Here is a 23,047-nt window from a genome sequence, read left to right on the forward strand (position 1 = left end):
CAAAACGCCACTTTCCCCCACAGATCACCCCTTATGCGGTAGTGCAGGTCACATAGCGGTGCTTCTCACAAGGCGACCAGGGGCGTACACAACGTGACCGAGAGGTGCAAAGCCACCGACCAGGAGCTGTACCGCTCCTTGACTCAAGGGGCGTACAGCTCCTCGATCATGTGCCCGTAGCGCTCCCGGATCGCCCGACGACGCAGCTTGAGCGAGGGCGTGAGCTCGCCCGTCTCCGGGCTCCACTCGCGGTCGAGCACCCGGTAGCGCTTGATCTGCTCCGGGCGGCTCAGCCGCGCGTTCGCCTGCTCCACCGCGCGGGCGATGCCGTCCCGCAGCACTGCCGGGTCGGTCCCCGCCGACGGGTCCGGGACGAGCAGGGCCACCAGGTACGAGCGCCCGTCACCGTGCACATAGGCCTGGTCGACTAAGGGATGCTCCTTGAGCGCGTTCTCGACGAGCGCGGGCGAGACGTTCTTGCCCGTCGAGGTCACGATCATTTCCTTCTTGCGGTCGGTGAGCCACAGGAAGCCGTCCTCGTCGATCCGCCCGATGTCGCCGGTGGCGAACCAGCCGTCGGCGTCCCGGGCGTCCTCGACCGAGCCGTCCGCGCGCAGATAGCCGTCGAAGACGGTCGCGCCCCGTACGAAGATCTCGCCGTCCTCGGCGACGCGCAGTTCCAGGCCGTCCAGCGGCTTGCCCACCGAGCCGAGCCGGAAGGCGGCGGGAGTGTTGGTGGTGGCGACCCCGATCGTCTCCGTCAGCCCCCAGGCGTCCATGATCGCGAAGCCGAAGCCCGCCCAGAAGTCCACCACGTCCGGCGGCATCGGAGCCGAGGCGCTCGCCGTCCACACCAGTCGGTCGAATCCGGCCGGGGCGAGGATCGGGTCGAGTACCTGTTCCTTCGCCACGCGGTACGCCTGCTCCAGCTCGGCGGACGGCTCCTCGCCCCGTTCGAGACGGGCCACGTGCGCGCGTGCCGTCTCCCGGGCGGCCTCCACGGCCCGGCGCCGCTCGTCCGGTAGCCCGGCCAGTGCGGCCCGTACGGCGGAGGCGAGCTTCTCCCACACGCGCGGGACCCCGAAGAACTGCGCGGGGTGCAGCTCCCGCGCGACGGCGGCCACCTGAGTGGGGTCCGCGCACAGGTACACGTGCGAGGCGCGGAACACGGGCAGATAGATGCCGAGCATGCGCTCGGCGATGTGCGCGAAGGGGAGGTAGCAGAGGTGCTCGACGTGCTCGGGGAGTTCGATGAGGCGGTCGAGCGCGAGCGCGTTGAGGACGACCTTGCGGTGGGTGATGTGTACGCCCTTGGGGTCGCCGGTGGTACCCGAGGTATAGACGACGGTGAGGGAGTCGGTGGAGCGCGTCTCGGACCAGGCCTTGTCGGCGCTCTCCTGGCCCTCGTCGGCGCCCTGCCGCCCGATGTCGGCGCCCTCTTGGCCCTCGTCGGCGCCCTGCCGCCCGATGTCGGCGCCCTCTTGGCCCTCGTCGGCGCCCTGCCGCCCGATGTCGGCGCCCTCCTGGCCCTCGTCGGCGCCCTGCCGCCCGATGTCGGCGCCCTCCTGGCCCTCGTCGGCGCTCTTCCGCCCCCTGCCGCCACCCTCCCGCCCCTTGAGTGAGTCGTACGTCCGATGGGGTCCCGCCTCCGCCGCCTCGGCGACGACCAGCCGCTCCAGTGGCGTGCCGGAGTCCTCCAACAGCGGTTCCCAGCACGCCAGTTCACGTGTCCCCTCGATGATCGCGAGGCGGGCGCGGCTGTGCCGGGCGATGTGCGCGACCTGTCCGGGGGCCGCGGTGCCGTAGACGCTCACCGGGACGGCACCCAGATGTGTCAGCGCCAGGTCGCTCAGCCAGTGCTCGGGACGGTTGCTCATCATCATGAGGACGTGGTCGCCGCGCTCGACGCCGAGGGCCGAGAATCCGGCGGCGAGGACGGCGGCCTCACGGCGCACCTCGCGCCAGGTGAGCGTGGCCCAGCCGTCCTCCGTGCGCCAGGACAGTGCCGGCAGATCTCCATGGTCCTCGGCATTGCGCAGCAGCAGGGCGGGGAGCGTGAGTTCGTCCGGTTCTCCGGGGAGTCGCAGGATCGTGGTCATGACCGCCTCCTGGCGCCGTCGGCTCGGTGCGCAGCGCTCCGGACGCTTTCACAACACTGGTGAGACAGCAATACTGTTGCACCGGATCGACCGCTGCACCTGATCACTGCGCAGCCCGGAGAGACAGGACCTGCCATGACGACGGACACCGAAGAGCCGACGCTCACGGTCGACGAGCTGGCCGCGCGGGCGGGCATGACGGTCCGTACGGTCCGCTTCTACAGCGCCAAGGGCCTGCTGCCGCCGCCCGTGATCGGTCCCCGGAGGGTGGGCCACTACAGCCAGGAGCACGTGGCCCGGCTCGCGCTCATCGAGGAGTTGCAGCACCAGGGCATGACGCTGGCGGCGATCGAGCGCTATCTGACGCAGCTGCCGCCCGGCCTGAGCGCTCATGACCTCGCCATCCACCGGGCCGTGGTGGCCTCCTGGGCGCCCGACGCCGCGGAGGACGTGACGCGGGAGGAGCTGGAGCGGCGGGCCGGGCGCTCCCTCGACGACGGGGACCTGGACCGGCTCGCCGCGATGAGCGTCATCGAGCGGACCGCGGACTCCTTCCGCGTGGACCCCGGGCTGCTGCGGCTCGGCGTACAGCTGCTCGACGTACCGCTCGCCCAGGAGTCGATCCTCGCGGCGCGCACGGTCCTCCTTGAGCACTCGCGTGCGGCCGCCCACGAGCTGTCCACGCTGCTGCGGGAGGCGGTGGGCGAGGGGGAGTCCGTGGCGGCGGTGAAGTCGCTCTCGGCGCATATGCAGCCGCTGGTGGTGCAGGCGCTGCTGACCGCTTTCCAGCGCTCCCTCAAGGAGGAAGTGCGGGAGTGGCTCAAGGAGTCCTGAGCCACTCCCCCTCCGCTACGAGACCTTCAGCCCCGCCGCGGACGCGGTGGGTGTGTCGCCGTCCGCGAGCTGACGCAGCCGCTCGGCGTACATCCGGGCGAGGCCGGTCAGTGTGCCGGAGGCCCCCGACCGCGCCGAGTTGGTGTCGGCACGGTGCTCCAGGGTGCCGATGTACTTCCCCTGGAGGATCACCGTCTCCTGGGTGTGCTCCTTGGCGACGGACTTGTACTGGAAGGTGACGCTTCCGGCGTCGTAGGTCGGGGTGCCGAGCACCTGGAGCGCGCTGGTGCGGTTGCGGGCGTAGCGGTCCCAGGCCTTGAAGGCCTTCGAGGCGGCCTTCGCGTTGCTGTACACGATGACCTCGAAGCGGGCGCCGTCGCCGGCGCCGGAGCCGCTGTAGCCGACATCACCGTGCGCCACGGCGTTCCTGCACTTCGAGGACGGCTCCTTGCAGTTCGTGGGTGCCTTGGCGCGGCTGGAGAGCGCCTCGGTGACCGTGCGCAGGGCGGTGGGCATGCTGTCGGCGGGCGGCAGCACGGACTGCGCCTGCTGGGCTCCGGTCAGCGACCCGCCTGCCGTCGAACCGCCGCCGGTGCGACTGCGGGAGGTGGACGAGTACCCCCGGCTCTTCTTCTTGTGCTTCTTGCCCTGGCATCCCGTGAGCGCGAGCGACAGGACGAGAACGCCGACTCCGGCTCCTCGCAGCACTCGCTTGGTGGTGCACCGCACGTACGGCCCCTCCGTTGGCGTGATCATGATCTACGGGAACCTAGGACGTGGGCGGGGCGCTTCCGGTTGCGTCACCGGCGTACGTACAGAAAACCCTCACAAGTAGGCGGATCCGCCCGCCACATTGAGGGTCTGGCCGGTCAGAAAGCCGCTGCCCTCGTCGACCACGTGGAGGAGCGTGGAGACGAGATCGGACGGCTCCTGCGTCCTGGGGACGGCCTGCTGGGCGCGGACGTGTCGAAGCCTCCGGCCGCGCCGACGGTCCGCTCGGCGGTGGCCGTGCGCACCAACCGGTCCCGCGGGCGGCCGTACGGCGAGGGCGAAGGCGCGGCGCACGGCGAGCGGAAGGTCACGGGCGTGCTGGAGGTCCAGCGCCGCCTTGGCCGCCGGACGGGCGAGCCCGATGAGGTCGCCCGACAGCATGGGGTCCTGCTGGAGGTGGCGGCGGTCCTGCTGGCCCGCCATCACCACCAGCAGGGTGCGTGAGCGGCGGGCGTTGAGCAGGCCGATGAGTCCGTTGGCGAGCCCGGCCGCGATGGGCAGGCTGACGAAGGCGGGCCGCCCGGTGGCGCGGGCGTATCCGTCGGCCATGGAGACGACGGCGCCCTCGTGGATGCCGAGGACGTACTCGGGCGCGTCCTCGGTTTCCGCGAGGGCGGCCAGGAAAGGCAGTTCGGTGGTGCCGGGGTTGCCGAAGACGCGGTCCACGCCCTCGCCGCGCAGGATGTCCAGCAGGGCGAGGGCGGGGCGGCGACCCATGGGAGCTCCTCGGTGGGGGCGAGTACCGGTTCGCCGGTCAGCGTCCGGTCCCCGCCCCAGAGGAGCAAGCCCCACATACCACTCAGCGATACGGCAGGCGCCGCCGAGGCTCTGCCGGTCCTGTCGTTACTTGTCGCTGAACCGCTCGCCCTTCTCCGCCTTCTCGACGAGCAGCGCGGGCGGGGTGAACCGCTCCCCGTAGCGCTCGGCGAGTTCACGCGCGCGTGCCACGAATCCGGGCAGCCCGCCGTCGTACCCGTTGATGTACTGCAGTACGCCACCGGTCCAGCCGGGGAAGCCGATCCCGAAGATGGATCCGATGTTGGCGTCGGCGACGGAGGTCAGCACGCCTTCCTCCAGGAGCCGGACGGTGTCCAGCGCCTCGGAGAAGAGCATGCGTTCCTGCATGTCCCTGAACGGGATCTCGTGGCCCGGCTTGGTGAAGTGCTCGCGCAGCCCCGGCCACAGCTTGCCGCGCTTGCCGTCCTCCCCGTACTCGTAGAAGCCCGCGCCGCCGCTGCGCCCGGTGCGGCCGAACGCGTCGACCATGCGGTCGATGACCGCCTCGGCCGGGTGCGTCTGCCAGGTGCCGCCCGCCTCCTCGACGGCCTGCTTCGACTCCTTACGGATCTTGCGCGGCAGGGTGAGCGTGAGCTCGTCCATGAGAGAGAGGACCTTGGCCGGGTAGCCGGCCTGGGCTGCGGCCTGCTCGACGGACGCGGGCTCGATGCCCTCGCCGACCATCGCGACGCCCTCGTTGATGAAGTGGCCGATGACGCGCGAGGTGAAGAAGCCGCGCGAGTCATTGACGACGATCGGGGTCTTCTTGATCTGCCGTACCAGGTCGAAGGCGCGCGCCAGTGCCTCGTCGCCGGTGCGCTCGCCCTTGATGATCTCGACGAGCGGCATCTTGTCGACGGGCGAGAAGAAGTGCAGCCCGATGAAGTCGTCCTGGCGATCCACGCCCTCGGCGAGCACGGTGATCGGCAGGGTCGAGGTGTTGGAGCACAGCAGCGCGTCCGGCTCGACGATGTTCTGGATCTCCTGGAACACCTTGTGCTTGAGCGCGGTGTCCTCGAAGACGGCCTCGATGACGGCGTCGCAGCCGGCCAGGTCGTTCGGGTCGGAGGTGGGCGTGATGCGGGCCAGGAGCGCGTCGGCCTTGTCCTGGCTGGTACGCCCCCGGGAGACCGCCTTCGCGCAGAGCTTCTCGGAGTAGGCCTTGCCCTTGGCCGCCGCCTCCGCGGACACGTCCTTGAGGACGACGTCGATGCCGGCGCGGGCGCACGAGTAGGCGATGCCCGCGCCCATCATCCCGGCGCCGAGGACGGCGACCTTGCGGACCTCGCGCGGCTCGATGCCCTTGGGCCGGTTGGCGCCGGAGTTGACCGCCTGGAGATCGAAGAAGAACGCCTGGATCATGTTCTTCGAGGTCTGCCCGGTGACGAGCTCGGTGAAGTAGCGCGCCTCGATGGTCAGCGCGGTCTCGAAGTCGACCTGCGAGCCCTCCACGGCGGCCGCCATGATGTTGCGCGGGGCCGGGTAGGGGGCGCCGTTCAGCTGCTTCCTCAGGTTGGCCGGGAAGGCGGGCAGATTGGCGGCGAACTTCGGGTTCGACGGCGTACCGCCCGGGATCTTGTAGCCCGGCTTGTCCCAGGGCTGCTGCGACTCGGGGTTGGCGTCGATGAAGGCGCGCGCTTTGGCGAGCATCTCCTCGGGGGTCGCCGCCAAGTCGTGCACGAGGCCGTTCTCCAGGGCCCGCTTCGGGGAGTACTGGGTGCCCTGGAGCAGCACCTTCAGCAGGGCGTCCGTGATGCCCATCAGTCGGACGGTGCGGGTGACGCCGCCGCCGGCGGGCAGCAGACCGAGGGTGACCTCGGGCAGGCCGATCTTGGAGCCGGGCGCGTCGAGGGCGATGCGGTGGTGGGAGGCGAGGGCGATCTCGTAACCGCCGCCGAGGGCCGCGCCGTTGATGGCGGCGACGACCGGCTTGCCCAGGGTCTCGATGCGGCGCAGGGAGGACTTGATGGCCGTACCGGTGTCGAAGGCCTGCTGGGCGTCCTCCGGCCCGGCCTGGATCATGTCCTTGAGGTCACCGCCGGCGAAGAAGGTCTTCTTCGCGGAGGTGTAGATGATGCCGCGGATGGAGTCCTTCTCGGCCTCGGCGCGCTCGGCGATCGCCGCGATCGAGTCCTTGAAGGCCTGGTTCATGGTGTTGGCGGACTGGTTGGGGTCGTCGAGGACGAGGGTGACGACGCCGGTCTCGTCCTGTTCCCAGCGGATGGTGGTGGACTCAGTGCTCATCAGGGGTGCTCCGTTGATCCGTGTATCCGTTGGGAAAGGTCAGACACGCTCGACGATCGTGGCGATGCCCATGCCGCCGCCCACGCACAGCGTGGCGAGGCCGTAGCGCTTGTCCTGGCGCTCCAGCTCGTCGACGAGGGTGCCGAGGATCATCGCGCCGGTCGCGCCGAGCGGGTGGCCGAGCGCGATCGCCCCGCCGTTGACGTTGACCTTGTCCAGGGACAGGCCCATGTCCCGCGCGTACCGCAGGACGACCGCGGCGAAGGCCTCGTTGATCTCCACGAGGTCGATGTCGTCGATGGTCAGCCCGGCCTTGGCGAGCGCCTTGCGGGTCGCGGGCGCGGGCCCGGTGAGCATGATGGTGGGCTCGGAGCCGGAGACGGCCGCGGAGACGATCCGCGCACGGGGGGTGAGTCCGTGGCGCTCGCCGACCTCCTTCGAGCCGATGGCGACGAGGGAGGCGCCGTCGACGATGCCGGAGGAGTTGCCCGCGTGGTGGACGTGGTCGATCTCCTCGACCCAGTGGTACTTCTGCAGCGCCACGGCGTCGAATCCGCCCAGTTCGCCGATGTCGGCGAACGACGGCTTCAGCTTGGCGAGCGAGTCGGCGGTGGTGCCGGGGCGCAGGTGCTCGTCGTGGTCGAGGACGACGAGCCCGCTGCGGTCCCTGACCGGGACGACGGACTTGTCGAAGCGTCCGTCCTTCCAGGCGGCGGCAGCGCGCTCCTGGGACAGGGCCGCGTACTCGTCGACATCCCGCCGCGAGAAGCCCTCGATGGTGGCGATGAGGTCGGCGCCGATGCCCTGCGGCACGAAGTTGGTGGCCATGTTCGTCATCGGGTCGGCGAACCAGGCGCCGCCGTCCGAGGCCATCGGCACGCGCGACATCGACTCGACGCCGCCCGCGAGGACGAGGTCCTCCCAGCCCGAACGGACCTTCATCGCCGCCATGTTGACCGCTTCCAGACCGGAGGCACAGAAGCGGTTCTCCTGGACGCCGGCGACCGTGTCGGGCAGTCCGGCGGCGACAGCGGCGATACGGGCGATGTCGGAGCCCTGGTCGCCGACCGGGCCCACGACGCCGAGGACGATGTCGTCGATCGCGGCCGGGTCGAGGCCCGGGAAGCGGCGCTGGACCTCGTGGATGAGCCCGACGACCAGGTCGATGGGCTTGGTGCCGTGCAGGGCGCCGTTCGCCTTGCCGCGGCCGCGCGGGGTGCGGATCGCGTCGTACACGTACGCTTCGGTGCTCACTGGTAAGCCTTTCAAGAGAGCCGGGAGGGCGGAGCTGGGCTGTGAGGGTCAGCCGAGCAGGGAACGGCCGATGATCTCCTTCATGATCTCGGTGGTCCCGCCGTAGATGGTCTGGATACGTCCGTCGGTGAAGGCCCTGGCGACGCGGTACTCCGTCATGTAGCCGTAGCCGCCGTGCAGTTGGAGGCAGCGGTCCGCGACCCGCTTCTGCAGTTCGGTGGCCCACCACTTGGCCATCGAGGCGTGCACCGCGTCGAGTTCCCCGTTCGAGTGATCGACGATGCAGCGGTCGAGGAACGTCCGGGTGACGGCGCACTCGGTGGCCATCTCGGCTATCTCGAAGCGGATGTGCTGGAGCTTGGAGAGCGGCCGCCCGAAGGCCTCGCGCTCCTTGACGTATGCGGTGGTGATCTCCAGCAGGTACTCGGCGGCCGCGATGCCGGCAACGGCGATGCCCATGCGCTCCTGCGCGAGGTTCGTCATCAGATGGACGAAGGCGCCGTTCGGCTCGCCGAGCAGGTTCTCCTTGGGGACGCGCACGTCGTTGAAGAACAGCTCGGCCGTGTCCTGGGACTTCTGGCCGATCTTGTCGAGGTTGCGGCCGCGCTCGAAGCCCTCGGCGCCGCGTTCGACGACAAGCAGCGAGAGTCCGTGAGCGCCGCCCTCGGGCGTCGTCTTCGCGACCACGATCACCAGGTCGGCCAGGATTCCGTTGGAGATGAAGGTCTTGGAGCCGTTGAGCAGCCAGTGGTCGCCCTTGTCCTCGGCATGCGTCTTGATGCCCTGGAGGTCGGACCCGGCGCCGGGTTCGGTCATCGCGATCGCCGTGATCAGCGAACCGTCGCAGAAGCCGGGCAGCCAGCGCCGCTTCTGCTCCTCGGTGGACAGGTCCGTCAGATACGGCCCGATGATGTCGTTGTGCAGCCCGAGGGCGAGCCCTGGCGCGCCGGCGCGCGTGAACTCCTCGGCGAGGACGGCGCTGTAACGGAAGTCGGGGTTGCCGCCGCCTCCGTACTCCTCGGGAACGGCGAGCCCGAGCAGGCCCTGCTTCCCGGCCGCCCGCCAGGCGTCGCGCGAGACGATGCCGTCCTTCTCCCACTGCTCGTAGTGGGGCAGCACCTCCTTGGCGAGGAAGGTGCGCACGGTCTCGCGGAACGCGTCGTGCTCGGCGGTGAAGATCTGCCGCTTCATGCGGGAAACGCCCTCCTGGAGTTCATGCGGGAAACGCCTTCCTAGAGCCAGTTCTTGACGGTTTCGATGAGCCTGGCCGGTTCCGGCCCGACGGGGATGACGTTGAGCATCGTCACTCCGGCCTCCCGGAAGGCCTCGACACGCTCGCGGACGTAGCTCTCTGGTCCACACAGCGACATCAGCTCGCAGAACTCGTCCGGTACGGCGGCCTCGGCCTCCTTCTTCCGCCCGGAGAGGTACAGATCCTGGATGAGCCGGGCTTCCTTCTCGTAGCCGTACGCCACCGCGAGGTCGTTGTAGAAGTTCTTTCCGGGCGCGCCCATGCCTCCCACGTAGAGGGCGATTCTGGGCCGTGCGAGGTCCCGTACGGCCGCCGCGTCCTCTCCGATGGCGAGCAGTCCGCCCGCGACGGTCCCCAGCGGGCCGAGGGCCGGGTCCCTGCGTGCGGCGCCTTCCGCCAGCGCGGTGCCCCACACCTGGTGGGCCTTCTCCGGGAGGAACAGGGTGGGCAGCCAGCCGTTGGCGACCTCGGCGGTCATACGGACGTTGGCGGGGCCCAGCGAGGCGACGTACAGGGGTACTTCGGGGCGTACGGGATGGGTGAGGATCTTCAGGGGCTTGCCGAGGCCGCCTGGGCGGGGCATGTCGGTGATGCCGTGATGGTCGATGACCTCGCGGCGCAGGATGCGACGCGTCAGCTCGATGGTCTCGCGGGTGCGGCCGAGCGGCTTGTCGTACGGCTTTCCGTGCCAGCCCTCGACGACCTGCGGGCCGGAGGCGCCGAGCCCGATGAGGGCGCGCCCTCCGGAGATCGCGTCGAGCCCGGCGGCCGTCTGAGCGATCAGCGCGGGGGTGCGCGAGTAGACATTGAGGATCGCGGCGCCGATCTTCATGCGCTCGGTGCGGGCGGCCAGATAGCCCATGATCGTGGGCGAGTCGAAGCCGTAGGCCTCGGCGACCCAGACGGCGTCCAGGCCCGCGGACTCCAGCGCCGCGACCTCGTCGGCAGCCTGGCGGGGGTCGCCCGCGTAGTCGAGCGTGAGGGAGAGCTCCATCAATCGCCGTCCTTCATCGGATCGCCGTCTTTCATCAGGTCGGGTACGCCCCAGTCGCGGGCCACGTCCGCGGTGTCCGCGCCCGGTTGGGCGGGACCGCTGCGGACGGCGGTGTGGGAGAGGGAGAAGCGGGGCGCGGGGGCCGGCTGGGTGATGCCGCCGTGGTCGACGAAGGTGCCGCGGGCCGCGAGATGCGGGTGGGCGGGCGCCTCGCGCAGCGACAGGACCGGCGCCACGCACGCGTCGGAGCCTTCGAAGACCGCGGTCCACTCGTCTCTCGTACGAGTCTTGAAGCGGGCGGCGACGGCTTCGCGCAGCTCGCCCCAGCGGGCCAGGTCCCTGCGGGCGGAGGCCATTTCCTCGATGCCGAGGAGATCCACGAACTCGTCGTAGAACTGCTGCTCCAGGGCGCCCACCGCCATGTACTGGCCGTCAGCCGTCTCGTACGTCCCGTAGTAGGGGCAGCCGCCGTCCAGGAGGTTGGCGCCTCGCCGGTCCTGCCAGCCTCCGGCGGCGAGCATGCCGTGGATCATCGCGGCCAGGTGCGCGGCGCCGTCGACGATCGCCGCGTCCACGACCTGTCCCGCGCCGGTCGCGCGTGCGTGGTGGAGCGCGGCGAGGATCCCGACGACGAGGTAGAGCGAGCCGCCCGCGTAGTCGCCGACGAGGTTCGCGGGGACCGTGGGCGGCTCGTCCGGCCTGCCGATCATGCCGAGGGTGCCGGTGAGGGCGATGTACGCGATGTCGTGCCCGGCGCGCTGGGCGAGCGGACCCTCCTGACCCCAGCCGGTCATCCGCCCGTAGATGAGTTTCGGGTTGCGGACATGGCAGGTCTCGGGGCCCACGCCGAGGCGCTCGGCGACGCCGGGGCGGTAGCCCTCGATGAGGACGTCGGCGCGTTCGACCAGGTCGAGGACGCGGTCCTGGCCGTCCTGGGTCTTGAGGTCGATGATCACGGACCGCTTGTTGCGGTTGGTGATGTCGTACTCCGGGTTGATCGCCAGCCCGGCGCCGCCGGGCCGGTCCACGCGCACGACGTCCGCGCCGAGGTCGGCGAGGAGCATGGCGGCGAACGGGCCCGGGCCGATGCCGGCCAGCTCGACGACGCGCACCCCGACGAGCGGGCCGTGCCCTGGCGTCCCTGCCACTGTCATCAAGCCCCCAGCACTGTGACACCACTGATGTGACATCAGCGATGTTAAGAACGTGTTCCACATCGGGCAAGCCCTTGACGAGCAAGCGCTTAGTTAAATTCCCTGGTGCGGACCGGAACGAAGAGGGACGTAACAGGGCGCGTCAGTGCTCGTCCAGCTCGGCGATCAGCTTCTTCGGCGCGATCGTCCGGTAGCTCTCCTCGACCCAGTCGCACAGCAGCTCCGCGGCCGGAGCGCCCCGCTCCGCCAGGGGTATGCGCACCCAGCCGGACCTGCCGAGGCCGTATCCGGCGGGCTCCGCGCCCGGTGAGGTGAGGGCATGAGCGTGCGCGGACCCGTCCTTGAGCTTCAGGGTGACGCCCAGCGGATACCTGCCGTCGTCGACTCCGAGGAAGACGAACACCTTCTTGTTGACCTTCGCGACGGCCTCGCCCCAGGGGAACTCCTCCGCGGCACCGGGCAGGCCGAGGGCGAACTCGCGCACCTTCTCCCACTTTTTCAGGGCGTCCTTCGGCACGGCCACGGCTCCTCCGACCTCTTCGTCCGACCTCGTCGTTCGCCTGCTCGTACCTCACGCTAGCCTCAGCCACCGACAACGGCGCTTCGCGCACGCTGTGGGGGTACCGCCCGCTAGAGCGCAGCCGAGAGTGGGGAAGGTGTCATGAGCAGGCTGAACGGGACGGACCGCGCGTACGACATCGTGCTTTTCGGAGCCACGGGGTTCGTCGGGGAACTCACCGCGGAGTACCTCGCGGCGCACGGGCCCGAGGGGCTGCGCTGGGCGATCGCGGGGCGCAGCGCAAAGAAGCTGGAGCAGCTGCGGGAGCGGCTGGCCGGCGCTCCCGGCGTGCTTCTGGCCGATGTGACCGATCCCGAGTCGTTGCGCGAACTCGCCCGCCACGCGCGCGTGGTGGCCACGACGGTGGGGCCGTACATCACTTACGGCGAGGAACTGGTCGCCGCCTGCGCGGACGCCGGGACCGACTACGTGGACCTCACCGGCGAGCCCGAGTTCGTGGACCTGATGTACGTGCGGCACGACGCCCGCGCGCGGGAGACGGGGGCGAGGCTGGTGCACGCCTGCGGCTTCGACTCGATTCCGCACGATCTGGGCGCGTACTTCACCGTGCGGCAGCTTCCCGAGGGCGTACCGCTCAGGGTCGACGGATTCGTCCGCGCCCAGGCGATGTTCTCGGGCGGAACCTTCGCCTCGGCGCTCAACCAGTTCGCCCGCGGACGGCACATGCTCGCCGCGGCGCGGGACCGCAAACGTCATGAGCCGCGGCTGATGGCGCGGCGTGCGGAGGCACCGGTGAGCGCTCCGCGGTTCGCCAAGGAGGTCGGGGCATGGGCACTGCCGCTGCCCACGATCGACGCTCAGGTGGTGCAGCGTTCCGCGCGGGCACTGGAGCGGTACGGGCCCGACTTCCGCTACCGCCACTACGCGGCCGTCGAACGGCTGCCGTTCGCGGTGGGCGGGGTCGCCGCGGTGGGCGCGGTCTTCGCGGCGGCCCAACTGCCACCCACGCGCCGCTGGTTGTCCGACCGGCTCAAGCCCGGGGACGGGCCGAGTGCCTCGCGGCGCGCGAAGAGCTGGTTCTCGGTGCGGTTCGTGGGCGAGGGCGGCGGGCGGCGCGTCTTCACCGAGGTCGCGGGCGGAGACCCGGGCTACGACGAGACGGCCAAGATGTTCGCGGAGTCGGCGCTGTCCCTCGCCTTCGACGACCTGCCGAAGACGTCCGGTCAGGTCACGACGGCGGTGGCGATGGGGGACGCGCTGCTGGAACGCCTCCGCAAGGCCGGGATCGTCTTCCGCGTCGCGGCCACGCGGTAGCCGAACCGGTTCCGCTTCTCGGGACGGTCGGGCTTCAGGACGACCATCCCGAGACCGTGTAGATCATCCCGCCTATCCAGGCGAGTCCGGCGATCACGGCGAGAACCAGCGCGGCCGTCACCGCGCGTTCGACGGGCTGGGTGGGGTGGGCGGCGGCCTTCGAGGCACGGTGCGTCGTCATGCGGCACAGCCTGCCGATCACGAGGGTGCCGTCACATCCGTACTGCTACTCAGAACACGTACTCAGAACACGTACTCAGAACGGGTGCTCAGAAGGCGCACTCAGAACGGGTGCTCAGGACGCCTACTCGGAACGGGTGCTCAGAAGGCGCACTCGGTCAACGGATGGGCCGTCAGGGTGTCGCCTCCTGGAGGGCCCGCCTGCAGAGGGAGTCCGCGCGACGGGTGGACTCGGGGAGGCGGTACCTGGGGGTGAGTGCGAGCGTGTGCGCGCACGCGTTGTCGAGGCTCACCCGGTGGCCGACCGACACGAAGACGGGCTTGACGCCGTCCCGCGTGCGCAGCGCGCGGCCGACCTCCTCCGTGCCCGTGGGTCCGTCCGCGAGGAGCGGGGAAGTGCTGCCCCGCCGGACGCCGGGCTCCTCGTACGAGAAGGTGAAGGGATTCTTGGCGACGCCGATCGTGGGGAGTCCGGTGAGGACGCCGAGGTGGCTCGCGAGGCCGAAGCGGCGCGGGTGGGCCAGGCCGTAGCCGTCGCAGACGACGAGGCCGGGCCCGCAGGGCAGGGCGTCGAGCGCGGCCAGGACGGTCGGGATCTCACGGAAGGCGAGCAGCCCGGGAACGTACGGGAAGGAGACCTGCCCGACGGCCGTGGCCTCGGCGACGACGTCGAGGGTGGCCGCGTCGAGCACGACGGCCGCGGCGACGACGACGTCCCGTTCGTCGTCGTAGGCGACGTCGACCCCCGTCACCCGGCCGGTGCCGGGCGGCGGCCCCGGCTCGTCGAGCACCACCCGCGCCCGCAACTCGTCCTGCACGGCACGGGCTTGCTCTTCGGTGGCGGGCCAGCCCGCGGGAATCCTCACGGTCTTCATGGTGGGACGAGCCTAGGGCCTGTCGGACAGGGGTCTTCAACTTCCGGCCTTCAGGAACGGTAGGGTCGCGATCATGTTCGTACTGGAGCTGACCTACACCGCGCCGCTCGAAGCGGTCGACGCCGTTCTGGCAGCACATGTCGCGTGGCTCGACGAGCAGTACGCCGCGGGGGTCTTTCTGGCGTCCGGGCGCAAGAACCCCCGCAACGGCGGTGTGATTCTCGCCGTCACGGAGGACCGGGCGCGGATCGAGGAGATCGCCGCGGGCGACCCCTTCGTCACCGCGGGCGTGTGCGCCTACCGCATCACCGAGTTCGTGGCGACCAAGACGGCGCCCGCCCTGGAGCGGTACCGGGAGACGCTCGGCTGAACCGGACCTCCGCGGTTCACTTGTCGCCGAGGGCACGCTTCAGCTCGCTCTTGTTCATGTCCGAGCGGCCGTGAATGTTGCGCCGCTTGGCCTCCTCGTACAACTGGTCGTAGGTGGGGCCCTGGGCCCCCTTGTGCGAGCGCTGACCGCCGCGTTTGCCGGACGACATGTCCTCGAGCGATGTACGGCTGGCGGTCTTCGACTCGCCGGACCGGGCTCGCTCCTTGTTCACCGTCCGCGCGGCAATCTCCTCGGCGCGCCGCTCGCTCTCTCCGCGGTCGCGTGCGCTCTCCTTGATGTGTTCGTACTGACGTTCCCGTTTGGGGCTCGAACCGCGTGGCACGGTTGATCACTTCCTCTCGCGGTCACCGCCTTGCGCGACCCGAGTACCCCCGATCGCGGCGAACACCGCGCGGGTCACCGCTCCAGGCGGGCCACCCGCCCCTTCTCGCCGGAGGCCCAGCAGCCCAGGTCGGGAGTGCAGTCCACGGTGTCGTACGAGCCGGTGTCCACGGTGCGCCAGGTGCGGCCGCCGTCCGTCGTCAGGTCGGTGCCCGTGGGACCGACCGCGAGCGCGGCGGTGCGGCTGTGCGGAAGCCAGGTCACGCCCGAGCGGTAGGCGGGCGGGGGCTGGGTGGCGGGCGTCCAGGTGCGGCCGCCGTCCGGGGTGAGTGCGGTGGCCTGGGGTGAGGCCTGGTCGGCGCGGTAGTCGCCGCCGACCGCGAGGCCATGGGAGCGGTCGCGGAAGGCCAGGGCGAAGACGCCGCGCGCCGGGTCGCCGGCCGGGATCGGCGTGTCGGCGGCGGTCCAGGTCAGTCCCCGGTCCGAGGAATGCAGCACGCGCGCGCGTGCACCCCCGCCGGTGGCCAGCCACACATCACGTGGTCCCGAGGTCACCAGGCACTGTCCGCTCGCCGCGAAACCCGCCTCGCCGTCCTGCGCCGCGGGCATCCCGTCGCTGGGCAGCACCTTCCAGGAGCGGCCACCGTCACTGGTCGACAGGATGCGGAACCTGCCGTCCACCGGGTCGCTCATCGCCAGGCCGTGGCGCCGGTCGAAGAAGGTGAGGCAGTCGTAGAAGGCCTTCGCGTCGGTGTTACGGAAGGACTCCGTCCAGGTCGCGCCGCCGTCGTCCGTGCGGAAGACACGGGAGGCCTCGCCCTCGCCGATGGCCAGGACCACGGCGCGCCGGGCGTCGAATGCCTCGATGTCGCGGAACTCCAGGTCCGCGCCACCGGGCGGGGATACGTTCTGCCAGTTCGCGCCGCCGTCAGTGGTGCGCAGCACGGTGCCCTTGGAGCCGGCCACCCAGGCCGTGTCCCGGCTGACGGCCGACAGGCCGCGGAACCTGACGTCCGTGCCGCTGTCCTTGAGTTCCCAGTGCGGCGCCTTCGCCGGCTCGTGCGCCTGCGCGGGTGTCGTCAGTGCGGCGGCGAGCGCGGCCGCACACAGTCCCACGGTGGCCATCCGACTCGTACGTCTCGTCTTCCCCAAGCCCCTCATGGCGGGCGAAGCTAGTCCACTCCCCCGATGCCGTCCAGATGGCGTTCTCCGGGAACCCCGGGGCCCCGACCGAGTGTCCTCTCGGATGTCCGAAGACGACGGGACGAGAAAAAGGATCGCCGCGTGGCTCTCCACCGTGCATGGAATCGGTGACAGAGGTCACTCACGTTTCAGGTGCACGCGGTGGCTCATTTCTTCGTCTCTTCAATTGACCGGCCTCATCCGCCCGGAGTTCGTCCAGCCGTCACAAGGGAGCAAGGCGTTGTCCACCGTCATCGAGCAGCCCGTAGAGGCCCGCCTCGTCGCCGCCGCGCCGCGGATGCCGAGCATTCCCGCAACGCTCCACTACGACCGGAGCGATCCCTTCGCGGTCCGTATGACCTTCCCCGCGCCGGCCACGCTGGAGGGCGTGGAGGTCTGCTGGACCTTCGCGCGCGAGCTCCTCACGTCGGGGCTCGAGGACTCGGTGGGCTGGGGCGACGTACGGGTGCGGCCGTACGGGTACGACCGCACCGTTCTGGAGTTCCACGCCCCCGAGGGCACCGCCGTGGTGCATGTGCGCTCCGGCGAGTTGCGGCGGTTCCTGCAGCGCACGACGGAACTGGTTCCCGTGGGCCTCGAACATCTCCAGGTGGACCTGGACCACGACCTGGCGGAGCTCATGCGGGGTACCTGCTGAGGGGGATGCCTGCTGAGGCGGTATCTGCCGAGTGGGGTGCTGCAGAGGCGGCGTGCCTGTTGAGCGGCGTTCCCGCCCTCAGCCGCTCCTGCCCATCAGGGTGTTGAGCTCGGCATAGTCGAGTCCGTCGGTCAGCGAGTCGTAGGTCCCCGCGTCCAGCAGCTCCCGCGCGGCACGGCGGACCATGGCGTGCGCGGCCTGCGCGATGCTCGAACCCGCGCTGATCCGGGCGACCCCGAGGGCGGCCAGCTCGGCGACGGACGGCGCGCCGGGGCCCACCAAGACGTTCAGCGGGCCTTCGATGCCCCCGACGAGTGTCTTGACGGTCACCGGATCGACGGCTCCGGGCACGAAGACACCGTCGGCCCCGGCGGCGAGGAAGGCGGCGGCCCGCTCCAGGGTTTCCTCGATCTTGCCGGCCCCCCTCAGATGGGTGTCGATGCGGGCGTTGACGTACAGCGGTACCCCGGCCGCGTCGGCAGCCGCGCGGGCCGCCGCGATGCGCTCCGCCTGCTCGGCGATCGGGCGCAGCGGCGCACCACCGTCGGCGTCGTCGTAGAGGGCGTCCTCGATGTTGACGCCCACGGCACCCGCCGCGAGCACCGCGCGGATCGTGTCCGCGACACCCGGGGTGTCCTGCGCGTACCCACTCTCGATGTCCGCGCTGACCGGCACGCGGACCACCGCGGCGATCCGCCCGACCGCGCCAAGGGCTCCGTCCCTGTCGAGCCGGTCGCCGTCCGCCGCACCCAAGCCCCACGCGAGCCCCGCGCTGGTCGTCGCCACCGCCCCCGCGCCCGCCTCCTCGACGATCCGGGCACTCACCGCGTCCCACACGTTCGGCAGGACGAGAGGCCGACCGGGCACGTGCAGGGCACGGAAGGCGAGCGCGGTTTCGCGCAGGGAACTCGGTTCGGTGCGGAGGGAATTGGGGTTCGTCATGGGGATGAGCCAAGCATGGGGCGGGGTTGGGGGCTGGCAGGAAAGCGACATGTACGTGGGGCGGCGGAAGGGCGGGATGGGCGAGATCCGGCCAGGCTGGGGTGCGGGGAGGGTGCGCGGGGAGGACGTAGGGGCACAAGCGCCCGCCGTGGTGGTGCGTGTGCCCCGGAATCCCGGGCATGAGTGCGCCCTGCGGTGGCGCTGACGTCGGCTTGCGCGCGGTGACGAGGGCTCGCAGACGCGCGCGCGGACGCGAGTGCAGTCCGGCCACCGGGGCGCGAGTGCCCGCGGTCGCGTCACCCCATGCGCCGGAGCGCACCCACGCCCACGGTCACAGTCACAGTCACAGTCACAGTCACCCGCGACGGTATCGGCAAGCGCCCGCTTGCCGTGCCCCCTCAACCTCCCGCAGCCGCCCCCGCCCCCGCCCCCGTCACCGACGCGGTCGTCGTCGCCACGATCAGCGCCGTGCGCAGCTCCTGGACGACCTTCTTCAGGGCCGGACCCGCCGCGCCGCTGCGGTCGGTCAGGTCTTCGAGGCGGTTCTTGTGGAGCTTGCGGTCCTTGGCGGGTGCGAGGGTGCGGAGTTCGGCGGCGGCGCCGAGGGCGACGAGGGCCGCGTCGCGGTCGGAGATCTCGGCGACGGGGAGCGGGCCTTCGAGTACCTGCCGGGCCTCGGTGTGCAGTGCCTCCACGGCGGCCACCCGCTCCAGCTCGTACTCCACGGAGGGGAAGAGGCCGAGGACGCGCTTCTTCTCCGCCCGGAGGTATCCCTCGGCCGCCAGCTGCGCGCGTACGGCATCCAGGGTGACACGCGCCCGCAGCGTCACCCATGCCTTCCACGTCCGCGGCAGGGACTCCGCGACGAGTTCCAGGAGCCCGTCGAGGACAACGTCGCCCGTGCGGGAGTCGGCGTCGACAGGGGTGACGATGCCGTTCTCGTCGATGAGCCGACCCCGCTGCGCCAGTTCGGTGAGGGCGCCGGCACGCACCAGGTCGTGCAGATGGGTCGCCCCGGTGACCTTGAGCCGACTGGTGTCCCAGGCCAGGAGGTAGAGCCGGGCGGGCAGCGAGAGCGAGCCGTTCGGCACGGGATCTCCTTCGGGTCGTCGGGGCCACGTTAATCCTTTGACAGCCTCAAGAGCCGCCTCTACGGTGCATAGCGGTCCTGTTGCCGTCGATTGGAGAAGGACGTTGCTCGTCTGAGGTCTGAGACACCGCGTCACACACCGCCAGCTCTTCCTGGCCTCCGTGTGCGCAGCGTGCGACCTCGGTGTACGAGCCGTCCTCCGGTGCAGGGCTCTTTTGCTGCCCTCCGGGCTGGTTTCCCTCCGAACTGATCGTCGTCGCCCCGCGGTGTCCCGAACGCGTCCCCCTGACCGCACTCAGCAACCGCGAGGCCCTCATGTCTACCTTCCCCACCTCCATCACCTGTACCTCCCTCTCGTTCGCCTGGCCCGACGGTACGGCCGTCTTCGACGGCCTCCAGGTCGCCTTCGGCCCCGGCAGGACCGGTCTCGTCGGCGTCAACGGGTCAGGAAAATCCACCCTGTTGAAGCTGATCACCGGAGAGCTCACCCCGGCCGACGGCACGGTCCGGGTCGCGGGCGAGGTCGGCTACCTGCCGCAGAGCGTCACGCTCGACACCGCTCTGCGGGTCGACGAGGCGCTCGGTATCGCCGCCACCCGCGCCGCGCTGCACGCCATCGAGGCGGGCGACGCGACCCAGGAGCACTTCGACGTCGTGGGCGACGACTGGGACGTCGAAGAGCGGGCACTGGCGACGCTCGGTGAACTGGGGCTCGGACACATCGAGTTGGACCGCACCATCGGTGAGGTCTCGGGCGGCGAGTCGGTGCTGCTGCGCCTGGCCGCGCTCCTGCTGCGCCGACCCGACGTACTGCTGCTGGACGAGCCCACCAACAACCTCGACCTGTACGCGCGGCGGCGCCTTTACGCGGCCGTCGAGGCCTGGTCCGGCGTCATGGTCGTGGTCAGCCACGATCGCGAACTCCTGGATCTGGTCGACCAGATCGCGGACCTGCACCGAGGAAAGGGGGCGGCGCGAAGTGCCTCGGTTGAGGGTGGTGGTGGGCGACGGGTGGGCGAGGTGACCTGGTACGGCGGCAACTTCTCCGCATACGAGGCGGTCCTCGTCGGCGAGCAGGAGGCGGCCGAGCGCATGGTGCGCGTCGCCGAGGCCGACCTGAAGAAACAGAAGCGCGAACTGGTCGACGCACAGGTCAAGTTGGCCCGCCGCAAGCGGTACGGCCAGAAGATGTTCGAGCAGAAGCGCGAGCCGAAGATCGTCATGGGGGCGCGCAAGCGCGCGGCCCAGGAGTCCGCGGGCAAGCACCGCATCATGCACGAGGAGAGACTCGCCGAGGCGAAGGAGCGTCTCGACGACGCGGTGGACGCCGTACGGGACGACGACGAGATCCGCGTCGACCTTCCGTACACGGCCGTACCCCCGGGCCGCACCGTCCTCACTCTGGAAAGCCTGGAAATGCGCTACGGCGCCCGCGTGGACGGCGTGTTCGACCTTCGCGGCCCCGAACGGATCGCGCTGATCGGGCGCAACGGCGCGGGCAAGACCACGCTGCTGCGCACGATCGCCGGGGAGCTGGACGCGGTGTCCGGCGACACGCGGGCTCATGTGCCGCTGCGCTTCCTGCCGCAGCGGCTCGATGTCCTCGACGACGAGCTGACCGTCGCGGAGAACGTGGCCCGGTACGCGCCGGCCGCCACGAACAACCGGATCCGGGCGCGGCTGGCCCGCTTCCTGTTCAAGGGCGCGAAGGCCGACCAGCGCGCGGCGACCCTCTCCGGCGGTGAGCGCTTCCGGGCGGCACTCGCCGCGTTGCTGCTGGCCGAGCCCGCGCCGCAGCTCCTGATGCTCGACGAGCCGACGAACAACCTCGACATGGCGAGTGTCCGGCAGCTCACCACCGCCCTGGAGGCGTACGAGGGAGCGCTGATCGTCGCCAGCCACGACATGCCGTTCCTGGAGTCCCTCGGAATCACGCGTTGGCTCATCCTGGAAGGAGGAGAACTGAAAGAAATCGCGCCGGAAACTGTCGGGTATTCCGCCTAGTGCAGGACCTGGGAGCCGCCTAGCGTCGGGGCTCAGGTGTTACCCGACGTCAAGCCGGGGGCTTTTGCGCGCGCGACGTGCGCTGCATGATGTGCGCCGACACCCCCTGCCGATTCGGAGACCCACCCGTGCCCAGCCAGAAAGCGCTCATCCGCCGGCCCAGCCCCCGCCTCGCCGAGGGGCTGGTGACGCACATCGAGCGCGCGAAGGTGGACGTCGACCTGGCGGTCGAACAGTGGGAGGCGTACGCGGAGGCACTGCGCACGCACGGCTGGGAGACCGTCGAGGTGGACCCGGCCGACGACTGCCCGGACTCGGTGTTCGTCGAGGACACGGTGGTCGTCTTCCGCAATGTCGCGCTGATCTCCCGCCCCGGCGCGGAGTCCCGGCGCGGCGAGACCGCCGGGGTCGAGGAGGCCGTGGCCCGCCTGGGCTGTTCGGTGAACTGGATCTGGGAGCCGGGCACTCTGGACGGCGGTGACATCCTCAAGGTCGGCGACACGTTGTACGTGGGCCGCGGTGGGCGCACCAACGCGGCCGGGGTCCAGCAGCTGCGGGCGGCCTTCGAGCCGCTCGGGGCGCGGGTCGTCGCCGTACCGGTGAGCAAGGTGCTGCACCTGAAGTCCGCGGTGACCGCGCTGCCCGACGGCACGGTCATCGGACACCAGCCGCTGGTGGACACGCCGTCGCTGTTCCCGCGCTTCCTGCCGGTACCGGAGGAGTCCGGGGCGCACGTCGTGCTCCTGGGCGGCGGAAAGCTGCTGATGGCCGCGAGCGCCCCGAAGACGGCGGAGCTGCTCGCGGACCTCGGCCACGAACCGGTCGTCGTGGACATCAGCGAGTTCGAGAAATTGGAAGGCTGTGTGACATGCCTCTCGGTCCGACTCCGGGAGTTGTACGTCTGATCGGGTGATCGCGGTGCGCGTCCGGCTCCGGGACCTGCGGGATCCATGGTGCTTCTGGCGTGCGCCCGGACGTCTGATCGCCCCCGGGGACCCCCGCTGATCAGCGGTCTTTACAGCGAACTTAACCTACGGTTTCGTAACCTACGGAAACGTAGCCTACGATGCCGTAGGTTTCGTCCCCGCTTCTTGTACACGTCCCCGTCCCGCTCTGGAGCACCCGTGACGATCACTTCTCCCCACCTCGGCAGCCCGTCCGCCGCCTGGACCGACGCTCGACTGCTGTACGCGCTGGAAGAAGTCGTCGAGACGGAGCTCAACCGCCACCTGAAGGTGGCCAAGGACTGGATGCCGCACGAGTACGTGCCGTTCAGCGACGCCCGGAACTTCCCCGGCATCTTCGAGGACGGCGAGGCCTGGGACAAAGAGCAGTCCAAGGTCACCGAGATCGGCCGGATCGCGCTGGTCGTCAACCTCCTGACCGAGGACAACCTGCCCAGCTACCACCACGAGATCGCCTCGCTCTTCGGCCGTAACGGCGCCTGGGGCACCTGGGTGCACCGCTGGACCGCGGAAGAGGGCCGGCACGGCATCGTGATGCGCGACTACCTGCTCGCCTCGCGCGCCGTGGACCCCGACAAGCTCGAGGCGTTCCGCATGGCGCACATGAGCGAGGGCTTCGAGTCGGACAACCGCCACTCGATGCTGCACTCGGTCGCCTACGTCGCCTTCCAGGAGCTCGCGACCCGCATCTCGCACCGCAACACCGGCCACCAGTCGGGCGACCCGGTCTGCGACCGCATGCTGGCGCGCATCGCGACCGACGAGAACCTGCACATGGTCTTCTACCGCAACCTCCTGAAGGCCGCGTTCGAGCTGGCCCCGGACCTGACCATGCAGGCCGTGCGCGACGTCGTCGTCAACTTCCGGATGCCCGGTCACGGCATGCCCGGCTTCGAGCGCGCCGCCGCGCAGATGGCCATCGGCGAGGTCTACAACATGCGCATCCACCACGACGACGTGCTCCAGCCGGTGCTGCGCCACCTCAGGGTCCTGGAGATCGACGGCCTCGGTCCTGAGGGCCTGCAGGCGCAGGAGGAGCTCGGCCTCTTCATGCGCGGCCTGGACGCGGAGGCCTCGAAGTTCGACGAGAAGCTCGCGGCCCGCAAGGCCCGCATGGCGGCACGCGCCGCCCGCTGACGACCTCCGGTCGAGGTCACGGCGCCGCCGCGCCGCTGACCGGGGCCCCTCACGGAGCCCTGCCCGCACGCCGCCACCCGGGCCCTCGC

At 70.5% G+C, this 23,047-nt stretch carries 22 protein-coding genes; 7 read left to right on the forward strand and 15 right to left on the reverse strand.

Annotation, left to right across the window (positions count from 1 at the left end; genetic code table 11):
* Positions 1 to 143: 143 nt before the first annotated feature.
* Positions 144 to 2,099, reverse strand: a complete 1,956-nt coding sequence (locus IEY95_RS11855; RefSeq protein ID WP_189185902.1) for an AMP-dependent synthetase/ligase — start codon at positions 2,097 to 2,099, stop codon at positions 144 to 146.
* Between the two features lie 135 nt (positions 2,100 to 2,234).
* On the opposite strand from IEY95_RS11855, the gene IEY95_RS11860 reads away from it, so the two are divergent.
* The gene (locus tag IEY95_RS11860; RefSeq protein ID WP_189185903.1) at positions 2,235 to 2,933 is read left to right on the forward strand and encodes a MerR family transcriptional regulator; all 699 of its coding nucleotides are present in this window, start codon (positions 2,235 to 2,237) and stop codon (positions 2,931 to 2,933) included.
* Between the two features lie 15 nt (positions 2,934 to 2,948).
* On the opposite strand, the gene IEY95_RS11865 is transcribed toward IEY95_RS11860, so the two are convergent.
* The 8 genes from IEY95_RS11865 to IEY95_RS11900 form a co-directional block, all read right to left on the reverse strand.
* Positions 2,949 to 3,689 carry a hypothetical protein gene (locus IEY95_RS11865; RefSeq protein ID WP_189185904.1) on the reverse strand — a complete coding sequence of 247 codons (741 nt, stop codon included), beginning with the start codon at positions 3,687 to 3,689 and terminating at the stop codon, positions 2,949 to 2,951.
* 69 nt (positions 3,690 to 3,758) lie between these two features.
* Positions 3,759 to 4,421, reverse strand: a complete 663-nt coding sequence (locus tag IEY95_RS11870) for a thiamine pyrophosphate-binding protein (protein WP_229702820.1) — start codon at positions 4,419 to 4,421, stop codon at positions 3,759 to 3,761.
* 126 nt (positions 4,422 to 4,547) lie between these two features.
* Positions 4,548 to 6,725, reverse strand: coding sequence for a 3-hydroxyacyl-CoA dehydrogenase NAD-binding domain-containing protein (locus IEY95_RS11875; protein WP_189185905.1), 2,178 nt, complete (start codon positions 6,723 to 6,725; stop codon positions 4,548 to 4,550).
* Positions 6,726 to 6,764: 39 nt separating this feature from the next.
* Positions 6,765 to 7,979: an acetyl-CoA C-acetyltransferase gene (locus IEY95_RS11880; RefSeq protein ID WP_189185906.1), complete on the reverse strand. Its 1,215-nt coding sequence runs from the start codon at positions 7,977 to 7,979 to the stop codon at positions 6,765 to 6,767.
* 48 nt (positions 7,980 to 8,027) lie between these two features.
* On the reverse strand, positions 8,028 to 9,170 hold the full coding sequence (locus IEY95_RS11885) for an acyl-CoA dehydrogenase family protein (RefSeq protein ID WP_189185907.1): 1,143 nt from the start codon (positions 9,168 to 9,170) through the stop codon (positions 8,028 to 8,030).
* A 41-nt stretch (positions 9,171 to 9,211) separates the two neighbouring features.
* Complete coding sequence (locus IEY95_RS11890; RefSeq protein WP_189185908.1) at positions 9,212 to 10,225, reverse strand: LLM class F420-dependent oxidoreductase; 1,014 nt, start codon at positions 10,223 to 10,225, stop codon at positions 9,212 to 9,214.
* Positions 10,225 to 11,379: a CaiB/BaiF CoA transferase family protein gene (locus IEY95_RS11895; RefSeq protein WP_189185909.1), complete on the reverse strand. Its 1,155-nt coding sequence runs from the start codon at positions 11,377 to 11,379 to the stop codon at positions 10,225 to 10,227. The genes IEY95_RS11890 and IEY95_RS11895 overlap by 1 nt, the downstream gene beginning before the upstream one ends.
* A gap of 142 nt (positions 11,380 to 11,521) precedes the next feature.
* Positions 11,522 to 11,902, reverse strand: coding sequence for an MmcQ/YjbR family DNA-binding protein (locus IEY95_RS11900; RefSeq protein ID WP_189185910.1), 381 nt, complete (start codon positions 11,900 to 11,902; stop codon positions 11,522 to 11,524).
* 138 nt (positions 11,903 to 12,040) lie between these two features.
* Between IEY95_RS11900 and IEY95_RS11905 the strand changes: the two genes are divergently transcribed.
* Positions 12,041 to 13,213 (forward strand): saccharopine dehydrogenase family protein, encoded by a 1,173-nt coding sequence (locus IEY95_RS11905; RefSeq protein WP_189185911.1) that lies wholly within the window; start codon positions 12,041 to 12,043, stop codon positions 13,211 to 13,213.
* Positions 13,214 to 13,247: 34 nt separating this feature from the next.
* On the opposite strand, the gene mmpA is transcribed toward IEY95_RS11905, so the two are convergent.
* Both mmpA and IEY95_RS11915 read right to left on the reverse strand, forming a co-directional pair.
* Entirely contained in the window at positions 13,248 to 13,394 is a 147-nt protein-coding gene (gene mmpA / locus IEY95_RS11910; RefSeq protein ID WP_189185912.1) for a morphogenic membrane protein MmpA, read from the reverse strand.
* Positions 13,395 to 13,566: 172 nt separating this feature from the next.
* Positions 13,567 to 14,268: an endonuclease V gene (locus IEY95_RS11915; RefSeq protein ID WP_189185913.1), complete on the reverse strand. Its 702-nt coding sequence runs from the start codon at positions 14,266 to 14,268 to the stop codon at positions 13,567 to 13,569.
* Positions 14,269 to 14,341: 73 nt separating this feature from the next.
* Here IEY95_RS11915 and IEY95_RS11920 point away from each other — a divergent pair, with 73 nt between their 5' ends.
* The gene (locus IEY95_RS11920) at positions 14,342 to 14,638 is read left to right on the forward strand and encodes a YciI family protein (RefSeq protein ID WP_189185914.1); all 297 of its coding nucleotides are present in this window, start codon (positions 14,342 to 14,344) and stop codon (positions 14,636 to 14,638) included.
* 16 nt (positions 14,639 to 14,654) lie between these two features.
* On the opposite strand, the gene IEY95_RS11925 is transcribed toward IEY95_RS11920, so the two are convergent.
* Both IEY95_RS11925 and IEY95_RS11930 read right to left on the reverse strand, forming a co-directional pair.
* The gene (locus tag IEY95_RS11925; RefSeq protein ID WP_189185915.1) at positions 14,655 to 14,981 is read right to left on the reverse strand and encodes a plasmid stabilization protein; all 327 of its coding nucleotides are present in this window, start codon (positions 14,979 to 14,981) and stop codon (positions 14,655 to 14,657) included.
* 74 nt (positions 14,982 to 15,055) lie between these two features.
* On the reverse strand, positions 15,056 to 16,105 hold the full coding sequence (locus IEY95_RS11930) for a WD40/YVTN/BNR-like repeat-containing protein (protein WP_189185916.1): 1,050 nt from the start codon (positions 16,103 to 16,105) through the stop codon (positions 15,056 to 15,058).
* A 298-nt stretch (positions 16,106 to 16,403) separates the two neighbouring features.
* On the opposite strand from IEY95_RS11930, the gene ssgD reads away from it, so the two are divergent.
* Positions 16,404 to 16,820: a spore wall synthesis regulator SsgD gene (gene ssgD, locus IEY95_RS11935; RefSeq protein WP_189185917.1), complete on the forward strand. Its 417-nt coding sequence runs from the start codon at positions 16,404 to 16,406 to the stop codon at positions 16,818 to 16,820.
* A gap of 78 nt (positions 16,821 to 16,898) precedes the next feature.
* Here the strand turns inward: ssgD and IEY95_RS11940 are convergent, their stop codons facing one another.
* Both IEY95_RS11940 and IEY95_RS11945 read right to left on the reverse strand, forming a co-directional pair.
* Complete coding sequence (locus IEY95_RS11940) at positions 16,899 to 17,762, reverse strand: isocitrate lyase/PEP mutase family protein (RefSeq protein ID WP_189185918.1); 864 nt, start codon at positions 17,760 to 17,762, stop codon at positions 16,899 to 16,901.
* Positions 17,763 to 18,160: 398 nt separating this feature from the next.
* Positions 18,161 to 18,853 (reverse strand): GOLPH3/VPS74 family protein, encoded by a 693-nt coding sequence (locus tag IEY95_RS11945; RefSeq protein WP_189185919.1) that lies wholly within the window; start codon positions 18,851 to 18,853, stop codon positions 18,161 to 18,163.
* A gap of 314 nt (positions 18,854 to 19,167) precedes the next feature.
* Here IEY95_RS11945 and IEY95_RS11950 point away from each other — a divergent pair, with 314 nt between their 5' ends.
* The 3 genes from IEY95_RS11950 (at position 19,168) to IEY95_RS11960 (ending at position 22,958) form a co-directional block, all read left to right on the forward strand.
* A complete protein-coding gene (locus IEY95_RS11950) occupies positions 19,168 to 20,856 on the forward strand; it encodes an ABC-F family ATP-binding cassette domain-containing protein (protein WP_189185920.1) in 1,689 nt (562 codons plus the stop codon).
* Positions 20,857 to 20,984: 128 nt separating this feature from the next.
* The gene (gene ddaH / locus IEY95_RS11955) at positions 20,985 to 21,761 is read left to right on the forward strand and encodes a dimethylargininase (protein ID WP_189185921.1); all 777 of its coding nucleotides are present in this window, start codon (positions 20,985 to 20,987) and stop codon (positions 21,759 to 21,761) included.
* Between the two features lie 219 nt (positions 21,762 to 21,980).
* A complete protein-coding gene (locus IEY95_RS11960; RefSeq protein ID WP_189185922.1) occupies positions 21,981 to 22,958 on the forward strand; it encodes an acyl-ACP desaturase in 978 nt (325 codons plus the stop codon).
* Positions 22,959 to 23,047: the final 89 nt, after the last annotated feature.

The sequence above is a fragment of the Streptomyces albiflavescens genome (assembly GCF_014645835.1).
Lineage (GTDB): Bacteria > Actinomycetota > Actinomycetes > Streptomycetales > Streptomycetaceae > Streptomyces > Streptomyces albiflavescens.

Coding starts and splice junctions, on each gene's coding strand:
- IEY95_RS11855 (WP_189185902.1), bottom strand. CDS start 2,099: ATGACCACGATCCTGCGACTCCCCGGAGAACCGGACGAACTCACGCTC.
- IEY95_RS11860 (WP_189185903.1), top strand. CDS start 2,235: ATGACGACGGACACCGAAGAGCCGACGCTCACGGTCGACGAGCTGGCC.
- IEY95_RS11865 (WP_189185904.1), bottom strand. CDS start 3,689: ATGATCACGCCAACGGAGGGGCCGTACGTGCGGTGCACCACCAAGCGA.
- IEY95_RS11870 (WP_229702820.1), bottom strand. CDS start 4,421: ATGGGTCGCCGCCCCGCCCTCGCCCTGCTGGACATCCTGCGCGGCGAG.
- IEY95_RS11875 (WP_189185905.1), bottom strand. CDS start 6,725: ATGAGCACTGAGTCCACCACCATCCGCTGGGAACAGGACGAGACCGGC.
- IEY95_RS11885 (WP_189185907.1), bottom strand. CDS start 9,170: ATGAAGCGGCAGATCTTCACCGCCGAGCACGACGCGTTCCGCGAGACC.
- IEY95_RS11890 (WP_189185908.1), bottom strand. CDS start 10,225: ATGGAGCTCTCCCTCACGCTCGACTACGCGGGCGACCCCCGCCAGGCT.
- IEY95_RS11895 (WP_189185909.1), bottom strand. CDS start 11,379: ATGACAGTGGCAGGGACGCCAGGGCACGGCCCGCTCGTCGGGGTGCGC.
- IEY95_RS11905 (WP_189185911.1), top strand. CDS start 12,041: ATGAGCAGGCTGAACGGGACGGACCGCGCGTACGACATCGTGCTTTTC.
- mmpA (WP_189185912.1), bottom strand. CDS start 13,394: ATGACGACGCACCGTGCCTCGAAGGCCGCCGCCCACCCCACCCAGCCC.
- IEY95_RS11915 (WP_189185913.1), bottom strand. CDS start 14,268: ATGAAGACCGTGAGGATTCCCGCGGGCTGGCCCGCCACCGAAGAGCAA.
- IEY95_RS11920 (WP_189185914.1), top strand. CDS start 14,342: ATGTTCGTACTGGAGCTGACCTACACCGCGCCGCTCGAAGCGGTCGAC.
- IEY95_RS11930 (WP_189185916.1), bottom strand. CDS start 16,105: ATGGCCACCGTGGGACTGTGTGCGGCCGCGCTCGCCGCCGCACTGACG.
- IEY95_RS11940 (WP_189185918.1), bottom strand. CDS start 17,762: ATGACGAACCCCAATTCCCTCCGCACCGAACCGAGTTCCCTGCGCGAA.
- IEY95_RS11950 (WP_189185920.1), top strand. CDS start 19,168: ATGTCTACCTTCCCCACCTCCATCACCTGTACCTCCCTCTCGTTCGCC.